Origin of the sequence: Melghirimyces thermohalophilus, from assembly GCF_900102685.1 — a bacterium.
Lineage (GTDB): Bacteria > Bacillota > Bacilli > Thermoactinomycetales > DSM-45169 > Melghirimyces > Melghirimyces thermohalophilus.
In genome coordinates, this window is record NZ_FMZA01000008.1 from 130,307 (window position 1) to 153,587 (window position 23,281).

Consider the following 23,281-nt stretch of genomic DNA (forward strand, 5'->3'; position numbering starts at 1 on the left):
TAGAAATCTCGCTAGATGGGATTTTTTAGGCCCTCAAATTTGCGTTTTGAGGGCCTTTTATTTTAGGCAAAGGGGTAATGGTGCCCCGTCGATTTTCATTTTTGAGTGCTTGCCGGCATGTTTAACACTTCTCCCCATATTAGCTGGATGTCCAGATTTCCACCGGGAACCAGGTCGTAGGGGGAACGCTCTTGCACTCGTTTGTAGGCTTTTCCCGCTGCCTCCAGACCAGTCTCTGCTTTGACGATGCACGGATGTTCCCAGACCGGAGATCCTTGCTCGTTAGTCTGAGTCACATGGATTCCCCATAGTTTCATATACATTTCTCCTCCTTCGGTCTTTACAACTGATCTTACCAGAAGTCGCCCTCCTTGCATGCCAACTTTAACGTAAAAAGAACGGCTGTTTGGTACAATGGTAGCTGTACATAGCATGTAGCGCCATGATAAAGATAGCGTTTCCAAAGGAAGTAAAAAGGGAGTGATGACATGGATGAATTGATCACACGGAAGCGAGAGATCACTCCAGAAATGCAGCAGGTATTGGAGAAAGCAAGGGAGTATACGAAGCAATCCAAAGCAGCTAACACCACGCGAAGTTATCGTTCAGATTGGCGTCACTTTACCCAATGGTGCCAAGAGCGGGCTTTGAGTCCGTTGCCGGCAGAGGGGGAGACGGTGGCCCTATATCTGGCCGATTGGGCGGATCGACGCAAAACCTCTACCTTGCAGCGGAGATTGTCGGCGATCAGTCAGGCGCATCAGGCGGCTGGTTACGATTCCCCCACTCATGCGCATGTGGTTCGTTCCGTCTGGGCGGGGATTCGCCGCTCCAAAGGGAGCAGAGAAGAGGGGAAAGACCCTATTCTGGTGGAAGATTTGCGCCGGATCGTGCTGGCCCTGGATAATACCCTAACCGGAAAACGAGACCGTGCCTTGTTATTGATCGGCTTTGCCGGAGGATTCCGCCGTTCGGAGCTCGTCTCGATCGACTGTGAGGATCTACAAACCCTTCCCCGAGGAATAGCCATTCACCTTCGTCGATCCAAGACGGACCAAGAGATGCACGGGGAAAAGGTGGGGATACCGCGTGGATCCCGACGAGAGACTTGCCCAGTGCTTGCTCTGGAGGAATGGTTGCAAGAGGCAGAGATCCATTCGGGGCCTGTGTTTCGGCCAATCAACCGTCATGGCCAAGTGAGGAACCGGCGCTTAAGTGATCGCTCGGTCGCACTGATCGTGAAAAAGGCAGCGGAATCCATCGGATTGGACCCTCGCCGCTTTGCCGGCCACAGCCTGCGGTCAGGGATTGCCACTTCTGCAGCCATGGCCGGCAAAGACGAGCGGTCGATCATGAAGCAGACCCGGCACAAGTCGACGCACATGGTCCGTCGCTATATTCGGGAGGGAGAATTGTTTAGCGATAATGCTGCCTCGGACCTGGGGTTGTAAAAAGCAGCGGAGATGGATGTTCCCGCTGCTTTTTACGTATGAACGATCCCCTTTCCGCTCACACTACCCAGATGGAACGGCTTGGCTGGAAAGGGGAATCGATGTTGGAGAAAGGCTGGATCCATCCCGATTTGGAGGACTTCTTTTCCTCTGAGATGAATCGGCGGGACTTTTTAAAATCCGCAGGCAAAGTGGCGATGTTTGCCCTGGGATTCACCCTTTTTAATCCCCTGCCCGACATCCCGCTCCAGGCGGCACCTCGCTTTTCGCTGTATCCTTTCACGCTGGGAGTCGCTTCTGGCGATCCGCTTCCCGATTCCGTGGTGTTATGGACTCGTCTCGCAACGGACCCGTTGAACGGCGGGGGGTATCCGCCTTATAACATCCCGGTCAAGTGGGAGATCGCTGAGGATGAACGCTTCCAGCGGGTGGTACAAACCGGAACAACGGTCGCTCGGCCAGAACTGGGGCACTCCGTCCATGTGGATGTCAATGGTCTGAAACCGGGACACGAGTATTGGTATCGGTTTAAGTCCGGTTCGGAAATCAGTCCGGTGGGGCGGACCAAAACCGCTCCGTCCCCACAATCTCGCTTAACGGATTTCACTTTCGCCTTTGCATCCTGTCAGCAATTTGAACACGGTTATTATACCGCCTACCGTCACATGGCCAGAGAAGATCTCGATCTTGTGGTCCATTTGGGGGATTACATATACGAATACGGACCCCACCGTTATATCGCATCCGGCGGAAACATCCGCAAGCATCATGGTCGGGAGACCAAAACCTTGGCCGATTATCGGAACCGTTATGCCCAGTACCGTTCGGACGAAGATTTGAAGGCAGCTCATGCGAACTTTCCGTGGCTTGTCGTCTGGGATGACCATGAAGTACAGAACAATTACGCAGCTCAGATGCCGGAGCGGGGGCGAGGGGGGAAAGATTTCCTGCGGAGACGAGCGGCTGCATACCAGGCATATTACGAGCATATGCCTCTGCGTCGGAGCTCTCTTCCGATCGGTCCCGACATGCGCCTTTATCGACGGTTTACCTTTGGGGATTTGGTGGAGTTTAACCTCTTGGATACGCGACAGTATCGGGATAACCAAGTGAGCAATGCTAAATGGTCCCCACCCGGGATGCGATCAACTGCACAAAACCGGAGCATATTGGGGCAAAAACAGGAGCAGTGGCTGATGGAGGGGCTCAAACATTCCAGAGCTCGTTGGAATCTTCTAGCGCAGCAAGTTTTTTTCTCACAACGGGTTTGGCGAGAGGGAAACCAGCGCTTGCTCAATATGGATACGTGGGATGGTTATGCCGCCTCCCGCCATCGGTTGCTTCAATTTCTCGCTCAGGAGAAGATCTCCAATCCAGTGGTGATCACGGGGGATGTTCATTCCAGCTGGGCTTGTGATTTAAAAACCGATTTTGGTGATCATCGGTCGGAAACGGTGGGGGTGGAATTTGTCGGCACCTCCATTACCTCCGGCGGAGATGGGAGCGATACTCTTCGTAGTGCCCGGCGGATGCTGAGGGACAATCCTCATATTCGTTTTTTCAACAACCGACGCGGCTATGTCCGCTGCCGATTGACTCGCAATTATTGTCTCACTGACTATCGGGTGGTCCCCTATGTAAGCCGTCCCCATGCTCCTATCGTCACTCGAGCTTCATTTGCTGTTGAACACGGCAAGCCGGGGATTCAAACGGCTGGCACATTCGATAGATGATAAAACCGATCCCCCGATGGGAGGGGATCGGTTTGGCTTGGCTTATGTTGCTTGTTGTTGTGGAGGCAGGCGCCAGGTGAGGGGGAAAGCGAGCAAAATCAACCCCGTAATCAAGTTGATCACCCCGATCCACCCCAAATGGAACCAAAACCATCCGCCAAGCGTGCCCGACACACTCGAGCCCAAGTAATAAAAGAAGAGATAGAGGGAAGAAGCTTGCGCCTTGGCTGTTTTGGCTTTTTACCCACCCAACCGCTGGCGACGGAATGGGATCCGAAAAAGCCGAAAGTAAACATGGCCAGTCCGATCACTTTACACCAGAGGAGAGGGGAGAGTGTAAGTGCAGCTCCTACCAACATCAGGATCAGTCCGAACCACAGTACGTTGCGACGTCCCCTGCGGTCTGCTCCTTTACCCATCCAGGCAGCACTTACCGTCCCGGTCAGGTAAACCACAAAGATCCATCCTACTACCGTTTGGCTCAGATTATAGGGGGGTGCGAGTAGCTGGAATCCAATATAGTTAAACATAGTTACAAAGCTTCCCATCAAGATAAAGGAGACGGCAAACAGACGTAAAAGCGCTGGATCTTTCAAATGCCGTCCCAAGGATCGAGTCAGTTGTCCCACATCGGGTCGGCGCGCTTGGAAATGCGTGGAGGAAGGAAGTTTCCACCAAAACCAAAAACTGAGAAAAAGGCTGATTCCGCCAATCACTGCCATAGCCAGCCGCCAGGAAAAAAAGTCTGTCAGGGAACCGGTCAAAACGCGCCCGGCCAAACCGCCGATGGAATTCCCGCTGATATACAGTCCCATCGCCACCCCGAGGCTGCCCGGGTCAATCTCTTCTCCCAGGTAGGCCATGGCAACTGCCGGCAGTCCGGCTAATACAACACCTTGGAACAACCGAAATAGAAGGAGAGAAGAAAAGTCCGGGCTCCAGGCAGTGGCCATCGCCAACAAAGAAGAGAGCAGAAGGGAAACCACCATGACGGGTTTCCGTCCCCAGCTCTCTGACAAAGATCCGAGTATCAGCATAGAAACGGCAAGGGCTGCCGTCGATACGGATAAAGCAAGGCTCCCCATTGCGGGGGAGACGTTAAATTCCTGAGAGAAGACGGGGATCAATGGTTGTACATCATACAAAATGGAGAAGGTGACAAACCCACCGGCAAATAACGCCCAAATAGCCCGCCGAAATGCGGGGGTCCCTTCCACGAGGTAATTCATGGTGTTAGACTTCCTCCCCGTTTTGCTTTTTAATACCCCCTATTATAACGCTGATGGCGCAATCCTTCCAATACTATAGAGACGTTCGAGATAGACCAGACTACTCAGGGGCACGAGAAGATTGAGAGGAGAACCCTTCGTCTGCGGAACCCGGCAAACGTTGCAACAGACGGTGCATGAAGTCGAACTTTCTGTGGAGGATGTGTATCTCACCTATGTGTTGAAGCGTCGGGCCACTCGGGCTTACGACAAAAAGCAGGACCGACAAGCTTACCGGGCACACCTTGAACAGCAACTACGGACAAAGTCCCCGTTGTTTGTCATCTATGGACTCGATTTCTTCAGGACTGGCAGATGCTTGCTGATCGCTATTTTAGGGAAAAGGAATTGAGAATCATCAATGGGAGGGATGGCGGATGAACGCTGTATTTTCTAAAGATGCTCTAAAAGGAAAAACGGCCCTGGTGACTGGTGCTACTGGCGGGATCGGGAGGGCGATCGCCAAACAACTCAATAGCTTGGGAGCTAACCTGCTGTTGACGGGCCGCAAAGCTGACTTGTTGGAAGAGATACGAAACGAACTGGTTGCCGATGGAAAGTCCGGGACCATTGCAACTGTGACAGCGGATTTGACAGAGGACGGCGGACGTGAAGCTGTCGTTCGGCAAGCCTCCGATTCCTTCGGAGGAATCGATATTTTGATCAACAACGCCGGCACTTTTGCCAATGCCTTGTTGGAAGAAGTAAAGGAAGAAGAACTGGAATGGGTGATGAAGGTAAACTTCACCTCCGTCGTGATGCTAACTCGGAAGGTTTATGAAGAGATGAAGCGGAAAGGATCCGGAAAGATTATCCAAATCTCCTCCTTGTCAGGAATGCGCGGGTGGGAAGGAGGAACCCTTTATGCATCCTCTAAATTCGCTTTGAACGGGTTTACCCAATGCCTCGCGGTGGAAGCTGCTAAACATGGGGTTCAAGTTAATGCGGTCGCCCCTGGGTTTGTGGAGACGGATATGGCGAAGCGATCTATCGGGGCCAAAGCAAAACGGGCAGGTCTCTCTTTGGAAGAGATGTGGCACAAGATGGAGCAAGGGTTACCTACAGGACGCTTGACCACACCGGAAGAAGTAGCCCATGCAGTGGCATTTCTCAGTATCCAAGGGATCGACAATATGACCGGAACCTATCTGCGCATCTCTGGTGGCGGTCTTTTGGGTTAACCCTCCAAATATAGTCAAATGGTGACCAAATGAGTGGCAGATGGAGTACCATGGACGAGGGAGGGCTTGGTGGTCCTTGGTCGTCGCTCCTCCATAAGGGGTAAGTGGCGGGTGGACACTGTCAGAAAAACCAAACCAATCCGCCGGTCAGTTGTGCATATGTAAATGACCCCTTACTGCAAAATCTAAAGAGTATCAATTTTTTTGAAGGATATATCCAACTGGCAATAGAATATAAATGTATTAGGAGGGTGATAACATGAGTCAAAGCATGGAAGTATTAGACGAAAAGAAATTTGCTCGTTACCCACAACAACCTCACGGTGGGAAATTAGTGAATCGCGTTCTTACGGGTAAAGAACGTGATGAAGCAATGGAAAGAGCAAAACAGATGCCAATGATTATGGTGGATTTGGAGGCTGTCATTACACTTGAAATGATCGCTACTGGAGTATTGTCTCCTAATGAAGGTTTTATGGTGGAGGAGGATTACAAGTCCGTACTTACGGATGGACGATTAAAAAATGGGGTTGTTTGGCCAGTACCGCTGAGTTTTGCACCAATTGGCGAGCGCAATCAACAAATTATTAAAACCTTATCAGTAGGGGATGAGGTAGCCCTTGTGGATGACACAAGAGAGCCAGTTGCTATTCTGAAATTGGAGGATATCTTTCATTATGATCGGGATTTCCGTGCATTTCATCTTTTCGGTACCACTGACCGCAGCCATCCAGGTGTAAACTCCATTTATAGACGGATGGGTGATACAGCATTAGGTGGTCCAATTCAATTGCTTCGTCGGGTTCATTGGGGTCCATTTGAAGATATCAGAATGGAGCCAAAGGAAACGTGGAAACTATTTTACGAGGAGAAGAAGTTTAAATCGGTTGGAGGGTTTATCACTGGTGCAAATCCTTTACACCGTGGACACGAGTATATTCATCGAAACGCATTAGAAGAGCTGGATGGTTTATTTGTGCAACCTCTAGTGGAGATGGCAAAACGTGAATATACGCGGCATGAGTTTCGGATGTTGTCTTACCGTAGTGTGTTGGAGACTTATTATCCGAAAGAAAGAACACTTCTTGCACCATTAAGGGTTACATATATTTTCGCAGGCCCACGAGAAGCAGTATTGCATGCCTTAATTATGAAAAACTACGGGTGTACTCATGCGCTCATTGGGCGAGACCACGCAGGTATTGGGGACTTTTATGATAAATACGCAAGTCATAATATCTTTGATGAATATACTGCAGATGAAATAGGAATTGATGTCCGACTGTTCCATGAAGTATTTTATTGCACACGTTGTGATGCCCAGGCAACTGACCAAACGTGTCCGCACGATGAGCAGTATCGAATTAATATTTCTGGTACGGGTATTAGGGAATTGTTGCGTTACGGTGTGTTGCCACCAAAAGAAATTGTCAGACCCGAATCAGCCCGAATTGCGATGCAAGGTGTCCAACCAAAAGGTGTTGATGAGAACAATCAGGCCATCTCACCAGTTGGTAAGACGATAAAAAGCATTTTCCCATATTATTTAACAAGGTCTAAAATTGGTGGACCCAAGCGAAAAACGCCTCTCAAGGTTGAAGAACTGACAATAGAAGATTTAGAGGCAGTTATTACGGATGCTCGCGAGAATGCTGATAGAATCTACAAAGAAATATATAATGAATTTAGTAGTGTTTCAGACACGCTTCGTTCCGTGCAGCCTGATTGGGTAGCATCTGCTCGTGAATCTATCTATAAACAACAAGAAATGGTGATTGACTATTTAGAGGAAAAGACAAATAAAGCGCCGGAGAAGGCATCAGATGAATTTATGTATCAAGATAAGGAAGAAGCCGAGCACGAATTACAAGTAGCACGGAAAATTATCGACGATATTCCGTCACCGCTTCGTGCAGAGGATCTTAAATACCGCATATGGAACTCACTCCCATACAACCGCTATCGTGGATAATGGACGAAGAGTCGTAATAAAAATCCCAAACACTCACAAATGTTGTTAAATCAATATTTGTGAGTGTTTTTTGTTTTTTGAATGCACGGTTGCACCTTGTCAACTCTGGATCCCGACAATTCCAATATAAACAATAAATGGGTCAATATATGAGCGGATTACGGCACCAGGCCATCCCTTCTTTATATATAACGTTACAAAATCATTATTTTGTAACGTTGTATTGGCGAGAGGATTGATTAAAGCTGTGTTTAGGTCGTTTAATCTCATTAAATAAAGTTCACTTGGTTTTTGAGATATTTTAAAGGGGTTTAAATTGGATTTGAGACCTATCATACAGGATGATCCGCTCCATTTTGAGAGTTGTTGACGCTTTATTTTGACAATTCAGGTGCTCACAGCAGCAGATCCTGCACAATGGCAGCTGCACCTGCAACAGCTAGTAACAATAATAGCGGAAACAAAAACGGGATAAATAGATATATCGATACAGTGATCAATGAAGCCCATACCCCTGTACACCAATGGCAAGATAATACTTTCCCGATCCAATACCTCCACCCTGTTCCTCTGATAACCACCTTTTCCACTTGTTCCCCCGAGGGATCCGTTACCGGCCTGACCTCGAGAAAGGGATTGCGGATAAAAGTCGTGATCTCATCATAGACCAACAGATGTGTCAGGCGAAAACTGGCCAACACCAACACAGCCAAATGGATCCACGTGATCTCCCACATCTTCCCCACTCCCTTCTACTGCATGAATCCATTTATGGTATGATTTTCGCCGCCGAAAGGTGAAATTGATTCACCGTTTGATATCGGTTGGAATAGTGTTGTAACAGGAGAAAGGAGGATCGGACACGTGAGGAAAAACAAAAAACAAGCTGAGAAGCACCCTTTTCTCGTAAAAGATTCCCGTGAAATCATCCGGCCTCAGCGTCGAAAAAGACGAAAAGGCTGCGGTTGTAGGTGATGTTGGGAAGGTACCAGCTGTTTTCCTTTGTCTAACCTTCCCTTAGATCAATTTTTATTAACTGATGTCCTCTGACACCCGCCTCCGACGATAAGTCGGCTCTTTCCGTTTTAACAGACATCGCCACAAGCCCCGCGGACTGTTGCAAATCGACCAACAAAGCCACATTTTATCCCAATTGGACAGGATATAGGCGTCCCCCTAAGGCAAAGGAGGTTTGTCCTGTCTCTTCCGATACGACGATCACCAAGGCATCGGTCTTTTCCGACAAGCCAATCGCCGCTCGATGGCGGGTTCCCAAGTTTGTATAAGTGGTGGTTTGCTGTGTTAATGGAAGAATGTTAGCTGCCGATATGATTTGGTTGCCTTTGAGGATGACGGCTCCATCATGAAGCGGACTTCCGGGATAGAATATGGATTCTATTAATGAATGGGTCATGGCCGCCCCGATCGGAGTGCCTCGTTGTATCCAAGGATCCAGAGATTCCTTGCGACAGATGGCGATCAAGGCCCCATGTTTTCGTCTGGACATCCGTTGCACAGCGATACTCAATTCCGGGATCATGTCCGTAAAGGGGGATAAGTAACATTGCAGATAAAAGGATGCGGCCAGGGATGATACATGGGTGATCGCTTTTCGAATCTGCATAAAATCCTTCAACAGACAATGTTCCTCGTCATCCAAGGTTTCAATGACTCGATCAATTTTTTCGTGAATATCCCCCAACTCCTTTTTTACCGTCTCCTTCATGGGAGAAAAATCACAATCTCGTGTTTGCATCTTTTGTCTCACCCCGTTTCCCTACATAGCTTCACCCGATTTCTCTTTCACAATCAAAAATCGACCGGTTAAAAAACTCCACCCCCCGGATCAAACGAGTCCGAGGGGTGCATCTCCCTTTTATTCATTTTCCAAACCGATTTTTCCGAACTGCTTTCCTTCCTCCATTCGTTGAAAGGCTTCTACAGCTTCTGATAAGGGGTACGTGTGATCCATCACTGGACGAATTTGGTGATCGTTCACAAACTGGAGCATTTCACGAAACTCCTCGGAACTGCCCATGGTGGTGCCCAGGAAGTTGAGCTGTCCGAAAAAGAAGGGACGGAGGGGAATTTCCACCGTCTTTCCGCTGGTCTCCCCGAAGTTGACCAGCCGTCCACCGGGACGAAGCTGTTTCAAGCATTGATCAAAGGTAGCCGGACCGACACTATCGATGATCAGATCGGCTTGGTCTCCATTTAATTGCTGCTTCCATTCGATACTGCTGTCAATGGCTGTATCCGCTCCTAGCTCCAAGGCGCGCTCCCGTTTAGCTGCACTGCGGGAGGTGACCGTCACTCGGGCCCCTGCCGCTTTGGCCATCAGTAATACAAAGGTGGCTACCCCACTTCCGATTCCCGGGACGAGAACATGTTCCCCTGACTGGACCTTTCCCCGGGTAAACAGCGCCCGATAAGCGGTCAGTGCCGCAAGCGGAAGCACACCGGCCTCCGTCCAGGACAGGTGGGTCGGTTTCGGCTCTACATTGTCCGACGGAATGAGAATCTTTTCCGCAAAAGTACCGTGGGTCGGGGCGCCCAGGATTTCGAACCCGCTCGGCGGTGCCTCGGTTTTGGTCGGCCAACCCAAACTGGGGTTGATCACGACTTTATCCCCTACGTGCACCCGATCAACGCCTTCACCGACTGCCTCTACTACTCCAGCGCCGTCGGAGCCGAGAATCACCGGATCCGTTGAATCCCGTTTTCTAAACAGAGTCCATATATCCCGATGGTTTAACCCCGAGGTTTTCAAGGCGACCTTTACTTCGCCCGGTCCCGGATTCGACTCCTTCATATCCATCACCTTTAAACCGTCGAACCCTTCCGGTTGATGATGTACGACTGCTTTCACTGCCATCCCTCCCGATGATATATCCCATCTCATCTTAACATACGAAAAGTCTCTCCTCGTGGCTGTTCAACGGATAAATCCACCTTTGGAGTGAATAATTTGTTCGGTGATCCATTGTGCCTCCTCTCCTGCCAAAAAGGCGACCGGCGTTATCTGGAAAGCCCGTCCGACTCATCGGGAACCGGGGTTTTAACTCCTTCTTGATCCCCCCTGTATCTGTCGGTCTGGGATTGACCGCATAGTGAGCATCCAGACAATCCCGGCCTGTGCACCGCCTTCCTCCAAATCGGTTTTTAACTGTTCTGCACCTTTCGTTCATGCTCCGGCCAACAGGTAAACCATACATCTATCCCTTTACGGGCCAATGCTCGGCAGCCACCTAACCTGCCGGCCTCTGTCACCAATGCCAGGTTTGTTATCGTTTTTCTCCCGTATTATCATGGATGGTCCCTTCTATTGCTGAATGCTTTGTTTGTTGCTTCAGTTGAAGATAGACCGCTTCAAGATAAAACTCTTCTCTTCCCTCTTTCACCATGCCTGCAGGCAGAAAGGTGTGGGCCAAATCCTTGGAGAGCTTTTTTCTCGCTTCAGGAAACAGCTCTTCTCTTCGGGTCAAAAAGCGGCCCAACAGCGCCCACTCCCGATCGTCTAAGGTGATTCGATGATCAAGAGGGATCGGGGGCGTAGTATGTTGAAAGAGTGGTTGGACTTGCGGCATCTCAACAGATTCCTTCCGTACGACCATGGTTCCTGCAGCCAGATCTCCCAACCGTTTTTCTCTTCCATTGAAAAAGACAGTTAACAAGCCGGTCAGATACAAAAAGGGAAGCGAATCGATGACCCGGAGTAGATTGCGAAGAACGATTCCCAAAAAACCAGGTGCCGTTCCCCGATCGGTCACCACCCGCAGACTCATCGCCTTTTTACCGATGGTTTGTCCGTGGAGAAAGGTTTCAGTCAGTGTGTAGTAGCAAAAGGGCAGAAAGAAAAAAAGGAATAGAAAGATGGCGAGAGTAACTGAAGACCAAAAAGGATTTCCCACGCTGGCTGAGTAAGCGGAAAAAAAGATCGCTACCAACAGCAGAACCCCATTGACGGTCCCGATAATCAGCCAATCGATCAACAGTGAAACGGCTCGACTTCCTATCCCTGCGGTTTCAAATTCTAGTTGAACATGTTCAGGAGTCGATACCGTGACCCGGTTTTCCATAAAACCACTCCTTTACAAAACCCTTCGTGGTACAATGAACAGCGGAGGTGATCCGACAGGATGTCCACCCAGTCCGCCCACCGATTGACTTCCTTCATGCACCGACACCAACAGGATTGGGAGCAATTAGAGGAATTGATTCAAAACACCCGATCCCGTCGGGTCACACGTGAGGAATTGGATCGGTTGGGGCGTTCCTACCGAAAGGTGGCAGCTCAGTTAGCTTACGCGCAAACCTATTTTCCCGATCATTCCGTCGTTCCCTATTTAAACGGGTTGGTCACCCGTGCCCATCAGATCATTTACGCAACCCAAACCAAAGGGGATCTAAAAAGGTGGCTTCATTTTTTCACCCGAGGGTTTCCGGCCCTGTTTCATGAACGGGCCATCTTTTTTCTCGTTGCCCTCCTCCTCTTCGTCGCAGGAGCTGGCTTCGCATTTGGGATGACCTGGGCTAACCCCGATCATGCTGCTGTGTTTCTCCCTCCGGAGATGGCCCATGTGGACCCTCATGATGTCAACAGCGGAAATCAGTGGGACCACGCTCTTGTCTCCGGTCAAATCATGACCAATAATATACAGGTGGCGATTCTCTGCTTTGCTTTGGGAGCGTTATTAGGGATCGGAACCTTGTGGGTCTTGTTCATGAACGGGCTTCTGATCGGCAGTCTGGCCGCAATTTTCCATCGAGCCGGTGAAGCATACGTCTTCTGGGCCTACATTTGGCCCCACGGTGTCATCGAACTGGCCGCTATATTTATCGCCGGCGCAGCCGGATTATCTCTGGCTTACGCTTTCTGGGTTCCGGGAGACTTAACTCGCGTGGAGTCATTTAAACGGGAAGGCAAAGTGACGGTACAATTGGTGCTCGGTGTCATTCCGCTGTTTATCATCGCTGGATGGATTGAAGGGTTTATCACCCCGGCACCGTGGCCTCATTGGACGAAATACATGGTAGCCTTGATCACGTTGTTCGCCCTCTTCCTCTACTTCTGCCGCCCGTTTGTTACCTCCTTGAGCAGAAAAAAATAAGAGCTGACCTCCTCCATTGTACCTGATTAAATGGCGCAAAACAGCGAATAGCAGAAAATCGCCAGTCGGTAATCCATCCGGCTGGCAATTTTCTGCTATTCACCCCATCGCATGGCCCTTATCAGTAAGGCATAGAAAGCGCCTGATGAACGTTTCTCAGGTCCCCTTCCAACAATTGATTCAGATTGTATGAGGGATAGAGTCCTCGTGAGTACATATAGTTATAAACCATCTCATGCCAATGGACAGAAGCCACCATCTGTTTCAGCAACACTTGACGAAGGGCGGGTGTGGCCGTTTCTGTGATAGCGATCGCGTAACTCCGCACAGCCGTCTTGGCCAAAGCCAACAAATCCCCCGCCTGAAAAGCAAACGCTCCATAAGGTTCCATAGACGTTTCCGCGGAAACCCGGGGAGCAGCTGGATAAAAGGCTGTCAGTTCCCGCAAGTGATGCTCCAGAGATTGAATCGAAAACCCGTACAGATGTCTCAGCTCAGGGTCCTGCACTTCCCGATAGGTTTTCTTCAGCTTGATCAATCCCACCCAGGACAGGGCCACTAATTCATGTAAATCCATCGTTTCATGCCAGGCCAAGTGTTGATCCGGAAAATAAGATACCATCCCTTACCCTCCTCTTATGATTTACATCCGTATTAACCTATGGGCGAACAGAAAAAATGGTTACGGATTGACGGGATGGACATGCCTGAGCGTTGAGATTTGCTATAATAAAAAAGTATTTTTATGGCGGCCGTGTGAGCAGCCGGTAAATAAACTCTAAATGATGGAGGATGAGAGAGTCTTTTGGTACAAAAAAAAGAACACAGAAAGTTGCCCCTGTCTCAGATCCTGAAACGCGTCATCCTGATTTTTTTGGGGGCTTGTCTAGTCGCTGTCGGGCTGGAAATCTTTTTGGTCCCCAATCGTATTATCGATGGGGGGATCGTTGGGATCTCCATCATGCTCTCCCATCTAAGTGGAATCCGACTCGGATTGTTTCTCTTTTTTCTGAACCTGCCCTTCTTCTTCTGGGGGTATAAGCAGATCGGTAAGACGTTCGCCTTGTCTACCCTCTACGGGGTCAGCATCATGTCGATCGGTACTTACCTGCTTCATCCGGTTCCCGGTTTGACTGATGATCCCCTGCTAGCCTCCGTCTTTGGCGGTATGATTCTGGGCATCGGCGTCGGCATGGTGATTCGCTATGGCGGATCCCTCGACGGGACCGAGATCCTATCTATCCTCTTTAACAGCCGTTTACCCTTCTCCGTCGGTGAAACCGTCATGTTTATGAACCTGTTTATCCTCGGCAGTGCCGGTTTTATCTTCGGTTGGGAACAAGCTATGTACTCATTGATCGCTTATTTTATCGCTTACAAAATGATCGATATGACATTGGTAGGCTTTGATGAAACGAAATCTGCCTGGATTATCAGCGATAAACAGGAAGAGATCGGAGACGCCCTTCTTCACCGATTGGGCCGGGGAGTGACCTACCTAAAAGGGGAAGGAGCTTACACCGGTGATGACAAAAAAGTAATATTTTGCGTCATCTCCCGCCTAGAAGAAGCGAAACTAAAAACGATAATCGAAGACATCGACTCGGATGCTTTTCTGGCCATCGCTGATATCCATGACGTCAAAGGTGGACGGTTTAAAAAGCAAAGTATTCATTAATGCAGTGAACCCGCTGATGTCAGTTTTATAGGCTGATAAGGCGGGTTTTTATTTTTATTATGGTTTGTATAAAAGACTGGTTTGGATTTTCGTGACTCCTTCGATACTCTCCATTAATAGGGGTCCCGCCAGCATTTTGACAAAATCCTACGTTAAGCCGATCGGAGGCCATAAAAACTTCGCCTCTCATCCCTCTGGTTGCGGTCCTCAGAGGTTTATCCTCGAATGAGTGCCGCGGGGTACCCTGTTGACCCTCCGACTCTGAAATCGCCATGTATAATTGGGGTAAATTAAAATAATTCCCAATTCATTATCCGCCCAAAGGGTTCAACGGACGAAGGTTATTTAAACCGGGGACTTGATCCAGCGGAAACTTATATTCCCCTAGAAAGTTGATATGGTTCCACCCCAGAGGAGATATGTGCGATAGCAAAGGCTCCGGGATTGGGCGCGTTTTGCGCAGCACCTCCACGGCCTTCGTTAGATAGACGGTGTTCCAAATGCTGATCGCGTTGATAAGCAAACTCAGCGCACTCGCCCGTTGCAGTTGGTCGTTGAGGGCCCGCTCCCGTAGTTCTCCACGCTTTCCGAAAAAGATGGCACGGGCGAGGGAGTTCATGGACTCTCCTTTGTTCAGCCCCCGTTGAACCCGGCGTCGCAAAGCCTTGTCTGACACATAATCGAGCAGAAAAGGCAAACATCCTCCAGTCGGTTCAGGTTCTCCGACCTGTTCCCATTCATCTTTGGGGACCAGGTACTCCTCAAAATCTTTGTGTTGGCGGCTACCGACCACCGATACGTCCCCGGAACGAATCCGGTTGTGCAACTCCGTCATAGTGGCCATTTCGTAATACACCTTGTTGATCCGTCCCCTATCATCCACCACGTAAGGGAGCCACCGATCCGAGAGGAAATCCAAAGGGGCATTCTCGGTCACCTTCCGTTTCCCGGATTGGTTCAGCTCCCGGATCACGTCGACGGCTTCCAGGAGAGGAGCGGCGGCCTGGGTGGACCGGAATTGCATGGCGTCTAAGAAGGTGGGCGTGTACTGCCGCAGATAGTTGTATCGGTTTTTGACCAGATCCAGATAATCGTAATTAGCCGGGCGAGTCAACTCCTGGGCTTCCTCCCAATCCTGAGCCAATTGCTCCCATGTGATGGAGGAGGCGATGGCTTCATCCAAATCCTGTCCCTTCTTTTTGGCCTCCAGGAGGACGGTGGTCAGGTCCACAAACCGCACAATCTTTTCGTCGAGCGCCTTGCCGTTTTGCTTTTGGATCTCGTCTTGGGTCTTTCTCCCGTTGGCGTGCAGGTTGGCGATTTGTCGGCGGCTGATCTCGATGATTTGGTCGGTGATGTCCTGGCACAGCTCCAACAAATAGGCGACCAGGATCGCGTACCGTTTGGCTTCCGGAAACCGGCGGAAGGCATGCGGATCATAATTCCGTCCGAGACGGGCCAACTGTCGGAGACGTTGGGGATGGATACCCCGGGTGTCGATCTCCAACCCCAGGGCAAGGATCTGATTCCGTTGGTCAATCGCCTTTTTACACGCTCGGGGAGAGGATTGACCGGGGTCCTCCTTGATCCAACCTAGGGGCGTTTTTTCGCTTTCCATCCGACTTCCGATCAGCTTGTCCAACTGTTGTTTTTGGTCGGGCGTCAAAGCGGCGTTCAGCAGGCGGTAAATGCTTTCTTCCGCTCGTCGCCGGGTCTCCCAGACCAGACGCTCCACCGTAGAGATGGCCGGTAGAATGCTCTTTCGTTCCCGTAGCCAATCGAGAGCCCAGTGGATCAAAGGAATCGCGTAATCCTTTTCCATTGCCTGTGGAAGCAATGCTTTGGCCAAGGGGCGATACTCTCGTAACGTGAATGGGTGGTATCCGTATTCCGCCTTGATTTCCCTCATGTGCTCCCACCGGGTCGTTTCCCGGGTGGCATACTGCGAGAAGGTGTCTGGATCCACATCGATTTGGTTGGCAAGATAGCGGAGGACCCGATCGGGCACCGATTCTATTTCCGACAGTGGCCACCCCGTATGTCGAAGGATACACAATTGGACGGCAAATCCGATCGCCCTAATCCGTCGTCGGCGTCGGGATTCGATCCTGTTCGGTTAGCGTGTAATGGGCCCCCAATTCCCACTCATCCAACGTAGGGGAAAGTTGCATTAACAGTTGTCGCTGCTCTTCCGTCAGTAGTTCTCGGGTTCTGCGATACACCCTTCACCCCCCTATTCCCAGGAAAGTTGATCAACGGCACGGCGCAGGTCCTGATCCCCCGGTGTGGTATAAATGGCCGTCGTGGCAATGTTCGGACATCCGTCGGCGGTCATGTGTCCCGCCAAGGTGGCGATTACGTCGAGAGGCACTCTCTTGACCGCCAACTCATGGCAAAACGTGTGTCGGAGTGCGTGGGGAGTACATTGTTCCAGCCCCGCCTGTTGACCGTATTTTCGCACAACAAACTGGACGGCACGAGTGGTCAACTGTTCTGCCCGGGTGGAAACAAACAGCCAGGGACCGGAGGAGGACCGAACTTCCACCCATTCCTCCAGCGCCTTCTGGACATCACGGTTAAGCGGGACCTCCCGCCACTTTCCTCCCTTCCCATGGCGGATGATTACTTTGCCTTTCCGCTCGGATATCTCCACATCCTCCAAACGCAAATGACATAACTCCTCGACCCGGAGACCCGCGTGCAAGAGCATAGACACGATTGCGATGTCACGCGGTTTTTTTTCTTTCTGCACCTGGCGGAGAAGCGCCCACTGTTCTTTTCGGTCCAACCACCGGGGGGGGCCGCCGCCCCTGTTTGACCGGCTGGATGGATTTCCAGGGGGACTCCTTGCATATACCCTGCATATACCCTGTTTGACTAGCCAGTCAAAGTACCGTTTCAGTGCAATTCGGGCCTTGTTGACGGTCGCCGGTTTGGAACGATCCAACAGATACCGCTTATAGTCGGCGGCGTCGATCGGGGTCACACTCTCGGGGTCGAACCTTTCCCCCGTCGTGTCTTCAAATCACCGGATGAATTGATGGATCACTCCTTCGTACGTTTCCATCGTTTTCGGGCTTCGTCCGTCCGACTGCAGGTTGAATAGAAAATTGGGGATCGTGGGATGCACAGACCAACCTCCCTAGAAAATCATTCTGCGATGAAAATTTCGTGCGATAATTTGCCCATTAATGGGCGTTCTCCGACGGAATTCCCCTTGATTATATCGCAGAATGGACTTTCTGCGATGATTCTTGGGTTTCTTTCAAAAATTCCCGAAATGCCTTAAACATGAAGAGATCCTTTCTTCTTATAAAAACCGTGGTGACTTGGGAATACCTCTTAGGTACAGGATGAATTCGAAACTGATTTTTAAATTGGTGGTAATCAAGAAATGATCTGGACAATAAGCAATTTCCCAGTCCTTCCCGGACATAAGCCAAGATGGCTTCAAGAGAGGTAAAGGTTTTAATGTGTGTGGATATTCCTTCATCAGCCAACCATTTCTCCAGCTTTTTTCTGTAAATACACCCTGATGGAAGGGCGAAAAACGTTTGAGGATTCATTTGACTGAGTGATGAAATAGGGGGGTGTTGTGCACTAGAGATGAGAACCAACTCTTCGGTTACGAATGGAACCTGAACAATTTCCGAATGGTCAACAGGTCCAACCACAAAAGCTCCGTCCAATTCGTATTGCAGTACCCGATGGATTAGCTGTTCCGTTGTACCGGTTGATACAGTGATTTCGACATCCGGATTTTTTTTGGAATAAGAAGCGATCGTTTTTGGCAACCGAACGAGACTGGTGGAATCAATCGCTCCGATCTTCAGCTCTCCTCGTGGGGTCTTAGAAAACTCTTGAAGGGATTTTTGGGCACGATCCAACAGTTGAAATATTTGATCGGTATAGGTTAAAAGCTCTTTTCCCGCGGGTGTTAACGAAACTCCCCTGGCATGACGGTAAAACAGGGTTACGTTAAACTCTGACTCCAATCGTTTGATTCTGGAAGTCACATTGGATTGTACATAATTTAGCTCCTCGGCCGCATAACTGATACTTCTCTTTTTAGCTACTACCCGAAAAACGCGCAAATCGTTAATGTTCACAGCTCTCACCCCCAGTTAGTAAGGGTATATATCACTTTTGATAATGGATTTTATCTGTTTTAATCATTTTAAGTAATATTTACACCACTATATAATCTGAGTAAACAAATTGTAAAGATGGTGGAAGGATGAATGGCTTTGTAGCGCTCAACTTGATTGCTGGTGTATCTGGCATTGTCATAACAATGTATTGGAATCCGTTTGTTCATTTAATTGGGATGGACCCAAACTCGTACTATTGGCTAATGACAGAAGCGGGAGGCCAATGGATCCTTTTGTTCATGTCTTCTGCAGCCTTAATTACTGCGAAAAGTAACAACAAATTAGCTAGAGACATTGCTCTGGCAACGGGTTTTATTGGATTCATTTATGCTCAGGTCCTATGGACACTACCCGGAGTTCTGTTCTTAGTATCTGGTTATTTTATTTACCAAAACAATTCAAAAAGAGCATAAAAAAGTGGTTTACACTCTTAGAGCATAAACCACTTTTTTGTTAATCAGTTTTTAAAACGGTAAAGGCTACCCAATAACGAACATGTTCGGAGATTTCCTCTCGAGCTGCTTTCTCCAGATCCTCAAAGTTTGTATATGATTGAGTCAAAGCATTCCACATTGAGCGGAAGTGCTCTTCCTCCGGCTCTTCGTGAGCTCTCCAAAACTTCACCTTATTGAAATTGTACTGGTTGATAAGGGATTCGGAAATGATGTTGCTACGGATCGAAGAGAGTAATTCCCGTCCTGCTAAAGCCGAAGTTGCTTCCTCGAAAGATCGGTCCCTAAATCGAATGAAAAATGAATCGTTATATTCGGTTGTGATTGGGTTGGGAACTAGTGATTTGGTATCCACTTGGATATCGTCCAGAAATTCTTTGTACATGTCAAAGTGACTTACCACATCGACCAAGATATGGTCCGTTAACGATTTTAAGGCCGCTGTAGTCGCGTCATCCGTTTCCTTACCGTAATCTGGACTCTTCGCAATGCATAAGCCAAACCAACGATGCAGAGTGTTTCGCCAAAAGTAATACTGGCCAAAAATCGCTTTCAACTGTTCCTAATCAATCTGTCCTTTCTGGAGATCGTTAAAGAATGGGCTTTTTGATAAACACTCCCGTGAATAAGATTGTAAGGATTTTGTGACGCTTTCTTTGGTCAGTGTCATCGAATCCCACTCCTTTTGGGGATAATTTGTTTCCATATAAAAAATTAACATGTCTAGCGTAAATATTCTAATAAGAAAAGGAGATAGATAGGTATTCCTAACAATGATATATAAACCATCAAAAATATTTTTCTTGATTGGAGGAAACAATGAATTGGTTCTTTTTATTATTAAGCGTTTTAGGTGGCGCAGGGTTGGCTTTTCAAGCAGCAATTAACGGACCGTTGGGGAAAAAAATTGGAACCCTGGAAGTTTCGTTTTTGGCTTATGCCGTCGGTACCTTAGCTTTATTGTGCTTTACCATTTTTTTTGGCAAGGGGAATTTATCAGCCGTTTTATCCGTTTCGAAATGGAAGTGGTTTATCGGTATATTTGGTGCCATGTACATCTTTGTCATGGTGTTATCCGTTCCCAGAATTGGGACAGCTTCTGCCATCATAGCTGCCATTGTAGGGCAAGTGATTATTAGTATGATCATGGATCACTTTGGACTTGGTGGGCAAACCATTCCAATCAATTGGTTTCGTATCATGGGTGTGATCCTTATGTTTTTTGCGTTAATACTCTTTTATAAACACTAGGAACAAGCACGCTCTGGGTTTGGACTTCAACATGTTCTCTTTAGACAAGACTTAACAACACATCCACTGTCTACACGATAACTGACTATCTCGGACTCTGTGCCCGAGTACGTGTTCGTCGATAATTCATCGAACGGTTCGGGCTCCGTCGATCTCGGCACATAAACAACAAAAAGCCACTTTTCTTTTGTGGGAGGTGGCTTTTTTCTGTGTGATCATATGTAATTTACCGAGTTACCCCCCATTCACGTTCCGATGTATCTTCTAGCCAAAACAACCTGTCGAGGGGTTGACCCAGAACTTTGCTAAGTTGAAGACAAAGTTTTATGGTTGGATTGTACTTACCGGCTTCAATAAGAGAAATGGTTTGTCTGGTGACGCCGATTCGTCTTGCCAGTTCCATCTGAGTTAAATCCCCTTTTTCAATCCTCGCTTTTCAAAGTGCCAGTTTTTTTGTTACAGGAATGCTTAGCGTAGGATTTTTTTAAAATGCTGGCGGTACCCCTAATAGAAGTATACCCGCATCGCGAAACCATCTGTTTAGTATGCAGTGAAGCAGATAAAACCGTGTAAAATCGAGGGCTGTATAAGCTCCCTTTTTCTCGCAACAATAAATCATACGCAAAAAATATGACAGAAACATAACAAGTTAACTTGTTTTTATGTTTTCGCTTTCGGAAACCGTTTACAAGTTTATTTTTTCTTTGTTAGTATTCTTGTATACAAGTATTCAAGAAGGAACGGGTGATCATTTGAAAGGGTTTTATCCTGAAAAAAGGTTATCGAAATCCTCTATTGGGCAACGGGTAGCTGCAGACTTAAGGATGAGAATTATTTCAAAGGATTTAGTAAATGGAACCGTTTTATCGGAAAATAAACTTTCCGAAGAATACAATGTAAGCCGGTCCCCTATTCGAGAGGCTCTGCGCGTGTTAGAACGGGAAGATCTGGTTCAGTTAAATCGGATGGGCGCCAAGGTAGTCGGGATTACCGAAAGGGATATTGATGAAATTTATGATGTAAGACTGATGATGGAGTCCTTTGTGTTTAAACATTTATTAGAAGAAGAAAATAACGATGAACTGGTCACAGATTTAAACAAATTGCTGGAAATGATGAAAATAGCCATTAAATACAAAGACGCTGATGAATTCTCATTCAGAGACGTTGAATTCCATGAAACCATCATTAAGTCGATCAATCATCGTTACCTTGAGATCCTTTGGTCCAATATAAAACCGGTTATGGAATGCCTGATTTTATTGGACATGAGGCACCGAATGGAAGAAAACTATGATGATTTCACGCGGGTGATCGAAAATCACAAATTGCTGATTCAATCCATTCAGGAAAAGGACAGGGATTTAGTCGAAATAGCCTTTTGTAAAAACTTCAATGATGTAAAGAAAAACTCAGACGGTTTATGGACAAACCCTGAATCTCTAAAGAAAGCGAATGACTATCATCATGGATAAAAACAGGTATATGCTTGGTGTCGATATAGGGACAACCAGTACCAAAGCCGTATTGTTCCGCGAGAATGGAGAAATTGTTGCATCTGAAAATAACGGATATGAATTGTACACCCCGGACATATATACCGCCGAGCAAGATCCGGAAGACATCTTTCAAGCAGTTCTTCTGTCCATCGGCAATGTGATGAAAAAATCTGGTATCGATCCCGAAGATCTGTTATTTATTTCATTCAGCAGCGCCATGCATAGCGTGATTGCCATCGATGAGAATCATCAGGCGCTAACCCGCTGCATCACTTGGGCGGATAACCGCAGTTCCCAATGGGCTGACAAGATCAAGGAAGAGCTTCATGGACATGACATCTACATCAGAACGGGGACACCCATTCATCCCATGTCTCCTTTATGCAAAATTGCCTGGCTGGAGCATGATGTTCCAGAGGTTGCAAACAAAACAAAAAAATATATCGGGATCAAAGAATATGTGTTCCACAAACTTTTCAATCAATACGCGGTAGATTATTCGATCGCATCGTGCACCGGATTCATGAACCTGGAATCCCTGAGTTGGGATCAAGGAGCATTGCAAGTTGCCGGGATCACGAAAGATAAATTGTCTCCGATTGTATCCACCACAGAGGTATTTACCGGCTGCAACCGAACCTGGGCCGAGCAGATGGAAATCTTGCCGGAGACGCCTTTTGTCATTGGGGCTAGTGATGGAGTTCTGTCGAATATCGGTGTCGGTGCGATAAAAAAAGGTGAAGTGGCTGTTACGATCGGTACCAGCGGAGCGATCCGGACCGTGATCCCCAAACCGCAAACCGATCCGAAAGGCCGTATCTTTTGTTACGCATTGACTAAAGACTACTGGGTTATTGGCGGACCGATCAATAACGGCGGCATTATATTTCGCTGGATTCGGGATGAATTGGCGGCAAGTGAAACGGAAACAGCCAAACGGTTGGGAATGGATCCATATGACGTATTAACCAAGATTGCAAGCATGGTCAAACCAGGCGCTGAAGGATTGCTGTTTCTCCCCTATCTGTCCGGAGAAAGAGCTCCCTTTTGGAATGCGGATGTCCGCGGTTCCTTTATTGGATTGACTTTGAGCCACAAACGGGAACATCTTGTTCGCGCTGCTCTGGAAGGAGTGATTTACAATCTGTACTCTGTATTCCTGGCATTGGCTGAAGTGATGGACCATCCCGTAACATCCATAAAGGCAACCGGCGGCTTTGCCAGATCAGAGCTATGGCGGCAGATGCTGGCGGACATTTTTGACCAGGAAGTGATTGTTCCGGAAAGTTATGAGTCTTCTTGTTTGGGAGCCTGCTTGTTGGGGCTGTATGCCTTTGGACAAATCGATTCCTTTGACGTTGTGGAAGACATGATTGGAGAAACGTATAAACACAAGCCGGATTTCTCCCATGTCCAGGAATATCGCAAACTTGTTCCGATATTTATCCGCCTTTCGCGGACTTTGGAAAAAGAATATGGCTCGATTGCTGAATACCAATCAGAGTTGACAAAGTAAAGCTTTGGGCGGTTTGTG

The 23,281-nt window shown here is 48.2% G+C and carries 23 protein-coding genes and 1 pseudogene; 11 read left to right on the forward strand and 13 right to left on the reverse strand.

Going from position 1 to position 23,281, the window contains the following annotated elements:
- Positions 1 to 95: 95 nt before the first annotated feature.
- On the reverse strand, positions 96 to 317 hold the full coding sequence (locus tag BLP91_RS07900) for a hypothetical protein (RefSeq protein ID WP_091569283.1): 222 nt from the start codon (positions 315 to 317) through the stop codon (positions 96 to 98).
- Positions 318 to 488: 171 nt separating this feature from the next.
- Here BLP91_RS07900 and BLP91_RS07905 point away from each other — a divergent pair, with 171 nt between their 5' ends.
- Together BLP91_RS07905 and BLP91_RS07910 are read left to right on the forward strand one after the other, a co-directional pair.
- Positions 489 to 1,451: a site-specific integrase gene (locus BLP91_RS07905; protein WP_091569285.1), complete on the forward strand. Its 963-nt coding sequence runs from the start codon at positions 489 to 491 to the stop codon at positions 1,449 to 1,451.
- 104 nt (positions 1,452 to 1,555) lie between these two features.
- Positions 1,556 to 3,184 carry an alkaline phosphatase D family protein gene (locus tag BLP91_RS07910; protein WP_176757896.1) on the forward strand — a complete coding sequence of 543 codons (1,629 nt, stop codon included), beginning with the start codon at positions 1,556 to 1,558 and terminating at the stop codon, positions 3,182 to 3,184.
- A gap of 42 nt (positions 3,185 to 3,226) precedes the next feature.
- Here the strand turns inward: BLP91_RS07910 and BLP91_RS07915 are convergent.
- Positions 3,227 to 4,413 (reverse strand): annotated as a pseudogene (locus BLP91_RS07915) (MFS transporter).
- A 121-nt stretch (positions 4,414 to 4,534) separates the two neighbouring features.
- Between BLP91_RS07915 and BLP91_RS07920 the strand changes: the two are divergent.
- The 3 genes from BLP91_RS07920 (at position 4,535) to BLP91_RS07930 (ending at position 7,605) form a co-directional block, all read left to right on the forward strand.
- On the forward strand, positions 4,535 to 4,804 hold the full coding sequence (locus tag BLP91_RS07920; RefSeq protein ID WP_143003499.1) for a uracil-DNA glycosylase family protein: 270 nt from the start codon (positions 4,535 to 4,537) through the stop codon (positions 4,802 to 4,804).
- A 25-nt stretch (positions 4,805 to 4,829) separates the two neighbouring features.
- Positions 4,830 to 5,633: an SDR family NAD(P)-dependent oxidoreductase gene (locus tag BLP91_RS07925; RefSeq protein ID WP_091569295.1), complete on the forward strand. Its 804-nt coding sequence runs from the start codon at positions 4,830 to 4,832 to the stop codon at positions 5,631 to 5,633.
- Between the two features lie 259 nt (positions 5,634 to 5,892).
- A complete protein-coding gene (locus BLP91_RS07930; protein ID WP_091569297.1) occupies positions 5,893 to 7,605 on the forward strand; it encodes a sulfate adenylyltransferase in 1,713 nt (570 codons plus the stop codon).
- A 395-nt stretch (positions 7,606 to 8,000) separates the two neighbouring features.
- On the opposite strand, the gene BLP91_RS07935 is transcribed toward BLP91_RS07930, so the two are convergent.
- The 4 genes from BLP91_RS07935 to BLP91_RS07950 form a co-directional block, all read right to left on the reverse strand.
- On the reverse strand, positions 8,001 to 8,342 hold the full coding sequence (locus tag BLP91_RS07935) for a DUF1360 domain-containing protein (RefSeq protein ID WP_091569300.1): 342 nt from the start codon (positions 8,340 to 8,342) through the stop codon (positions 8,001 to 8,003).
- Positions 8,343 to 8,749: 407 nt separating this feature from the next.
- A complete protein-coding gene (cdaS, locus tag BLP91_RS07940) occupies positions 8,750 to 9,361 on the reverse strand; it encodes a sporulation-specific diadenylate cyclase CdaS (protein WP_091569303.1) in 612 nt (203 codons plus the stop codon).
- Between the two features lie 120 nt (positions 9,362 to 9,481).
- Complete coding sequence (locus BLP91_RS07945) at positions 9,482 to 10,480, reverse strand: zinc-binding dehydrogenase (RefSeq protein ID WP_425412195.1); 999 nt, start codon at positions 10,478 to 10,480, stop codon at positions 9,482 to 9,484.
- Between the two features lie 409 nt (positions 10,481 to 10,889).
- Positions 10,890 to 11,684 carry an RDD family protein gene (locus BLP91_RS07950; protein ID WP_091569308.1) on the reverse strand — a complete coding sequence of 265 codons (795 nt, stop codon included), beginning with the start codon at positions 11,682 to 11,684 and terminating at the stop codon, positions 10,890 to 10,892.
- Positions 11,685 to 11,744: 60 nt separating this feature from the next.
- Here BLP91_RS07950 and BLP91_RS07955 point away from each other — a divergent pair, with 60 nt between their 5' ends.
- The gene (locus BLP91_RS07955; RefSeq protein ID WP_091569311.1) at positions 11,745 to 12,716 is read left to right on the forward strand and encodes a stage II sporulation protein M; all 972 of its coding nucleotides are present in this window, start codon (positions 11,745 to 11,747) and stop codon (positions 12,714 to 12,716) included.
- Positions 12,717 to 12,837: 121 nt separating this feature from the next.
- Here BLP91_RS07955 and BLP91_RS07960 read toward each other — a convergent pair whose 3' ends face one another.
- Complete coding sequence (locus BLP91_RS07960; protein ID WP_091569314.1) at positions 12,838 to 13,338, reverse strand: spore coat protein; 501 nt, start codon at positions 13,336 to 13,338, stop codon at positions 12,838 to 12,840.
- 183 nt (positions 13,339 to 13,521) lie between these two features.
- Between BLP91_RS07960 and BLP91_RS07965 the strand changes: the two genes are divergently transcribed.
- Positions 13,522 to 14,394 carry a YitT family protein gene (locus BLP91_RS07965; RefSeq protein WP_091569316.1) on the forward strand — a complete coding sequence of 291 codons (873 nt, stop codon included), beginning with the start codon at positions 13,522 to 13,524 and terminating at the stop codon, positions 14,392 to 14,394.
- 310 nt (positions 14,395 to 14,704) lie between these two features.
- Here BLP91_RS07965 and BLP91_RS07970 read toward each other — a convergent pair whose 3' ends face one another.
- From BLP91_RS07970 to BLP91_RS07980, 4 genes are all read right to left on the reverse strand, one after another.
- The gene (locus BLP91_RS07970; RefSeq protein WP_425412196.1) at positions 14,705 to 16,450 is read right to left on the reverse strand and encodes a Tn3 family transposase; all 1,746 of its coding nucleotides are present in this window, start codon (positions 16,448 to 16,450) and stop codon (positions 14,705 to 14,707) included.
- A gap of 22 nt (positions 16,451 to 16,472) precedes the next feature.
- Entirely contained in the window at positions 16,473 to 16,616 is a 144-nt protein-coding gene (locus tag BLP91_RS17520) for a hypothetical protein (RefSeq protein ID WP_425412197.1), read from the reverse strand.
- A gap of 11 nt (positions 16,617 to 16,627) precedes the next feature.
- Positions 16,628 to 17,380 carry a tyrosine-type recombinase/integrase gene (locus BLP91_RS17135; RefSeq protein ID WP_281220491.1) on the reverse strand — a complete coding sequence of 251 codons (753 nt, stop codon included), beginning with the start codon at positions 17,378 to 17,380 and terminating at the stop codon, positions 16,628 to 16,630.
- 235 nt (positions 17,381 to 17,615) lie between these two features.
- Positions 17,616 to 18,503, reverse strand: coding sequence for a LysR family transcriptional regulator (locus BLP91_RS07980; RefSeq protein ID WP_143003500.1), 888 nt, complete (start codon positions 18,501 to 18,503; stop codon positions 17,616 to 17,618).
- A 128-nt stretch (positions 18,504 to 18,631) separates the two neighbouring features.
- On the opposite strand from BLP91_RS07980, the gene BLP91_RS07985 reads away from it, so the two are divergent.
- Positions 18,632 to 18,958 carry a hypothetical protein gene (locus BLP91_RS07985; protein ID WP_091569322.1) on the forward strand — a complete coding sequence of 109 codons (327 nt, stop codon included), beginning with the start codon at positions 18,632 to 18,634 and terminating at the stop codon, positions 18,956 to 18,958.
- 40 nt (positions 18,959 to 18,998) lie between these two features.
- On the opposite strand, the gene BLP91_RS07990 is transcribed toward BLP91_RS07985, so the two are convergent.
- A complete protein-coding gene (locus BLP91_RS07990) occupies positions 18,999 to 19,553 on the reverse strand; it encodes a hypothetical protein (protein WP_091569325.1) in 555 nt (184 codons plus the stop codon).
- Between the two features lie 263 nt (positions 19,554 to 19,816).
- On the opposite strand from BLP91_RS07990, the gene BLP91_RS07995 reads away from it, so the two are divergent.
- Positions 19,817 to 20,248, forward strand: a complete 432-nt coding sequence (locus tag BLP91_RS07995) for a DMT family transporter (protein WP_091569327.1) — start codon at positions 19,817 to 19,819, stop codon at positions 20,246 to 20,248.
- A gap of 226 nt (positions 20,249 to 20,474) precedes the next feature.
- Here the strand turns inward: BLP91_RS07995 and BLP91_RS08000 are convergent, their stop codons facing one another.
- Positions 20,475 to 20,675, reverse strand: a complete 201-nt coding sequence (locus tag BLP91_RS08000; RefSeq protein WP_281220494.1) for a helix-turn-helix transcriptional regulator — start codon at positions 20,673 to 20,675, stop codon at positions 20,475 to 20,477.
- A 325-nt stretch (positions 20,676 to 21,000) separates the two neighbouring features.
- Here BLP91_RS08000 and BLP91_RS08005 point away from each other — a divergent pair, with 325 nt between their 5' ends.
- Complete coding sequence (locus tag BLP91_RS08005; RefSeq protein ID WP_245662197.1) at positions 21,001 to 21,723, forward strand: GntR family transcriptional regulator; 723 nt, start codon at positions 21,001 to 21,003, stop codon at positions 21,721 to 21,723.
- Entirely contained in the window at positions 21,716 to 23,263 is a 1,548-nt protein-coding gene (gene gntK, locus BLP91_RS08010; protein ID WP_091569335.1) for a gluconokinase, read from the forward strand. Before BLP91_RS08005 ends, gntK begins: the two co-directional genes overlap by 8 nt.
- Positions 23,264 to 23,281: the final 18 nt, after the last annotated feature.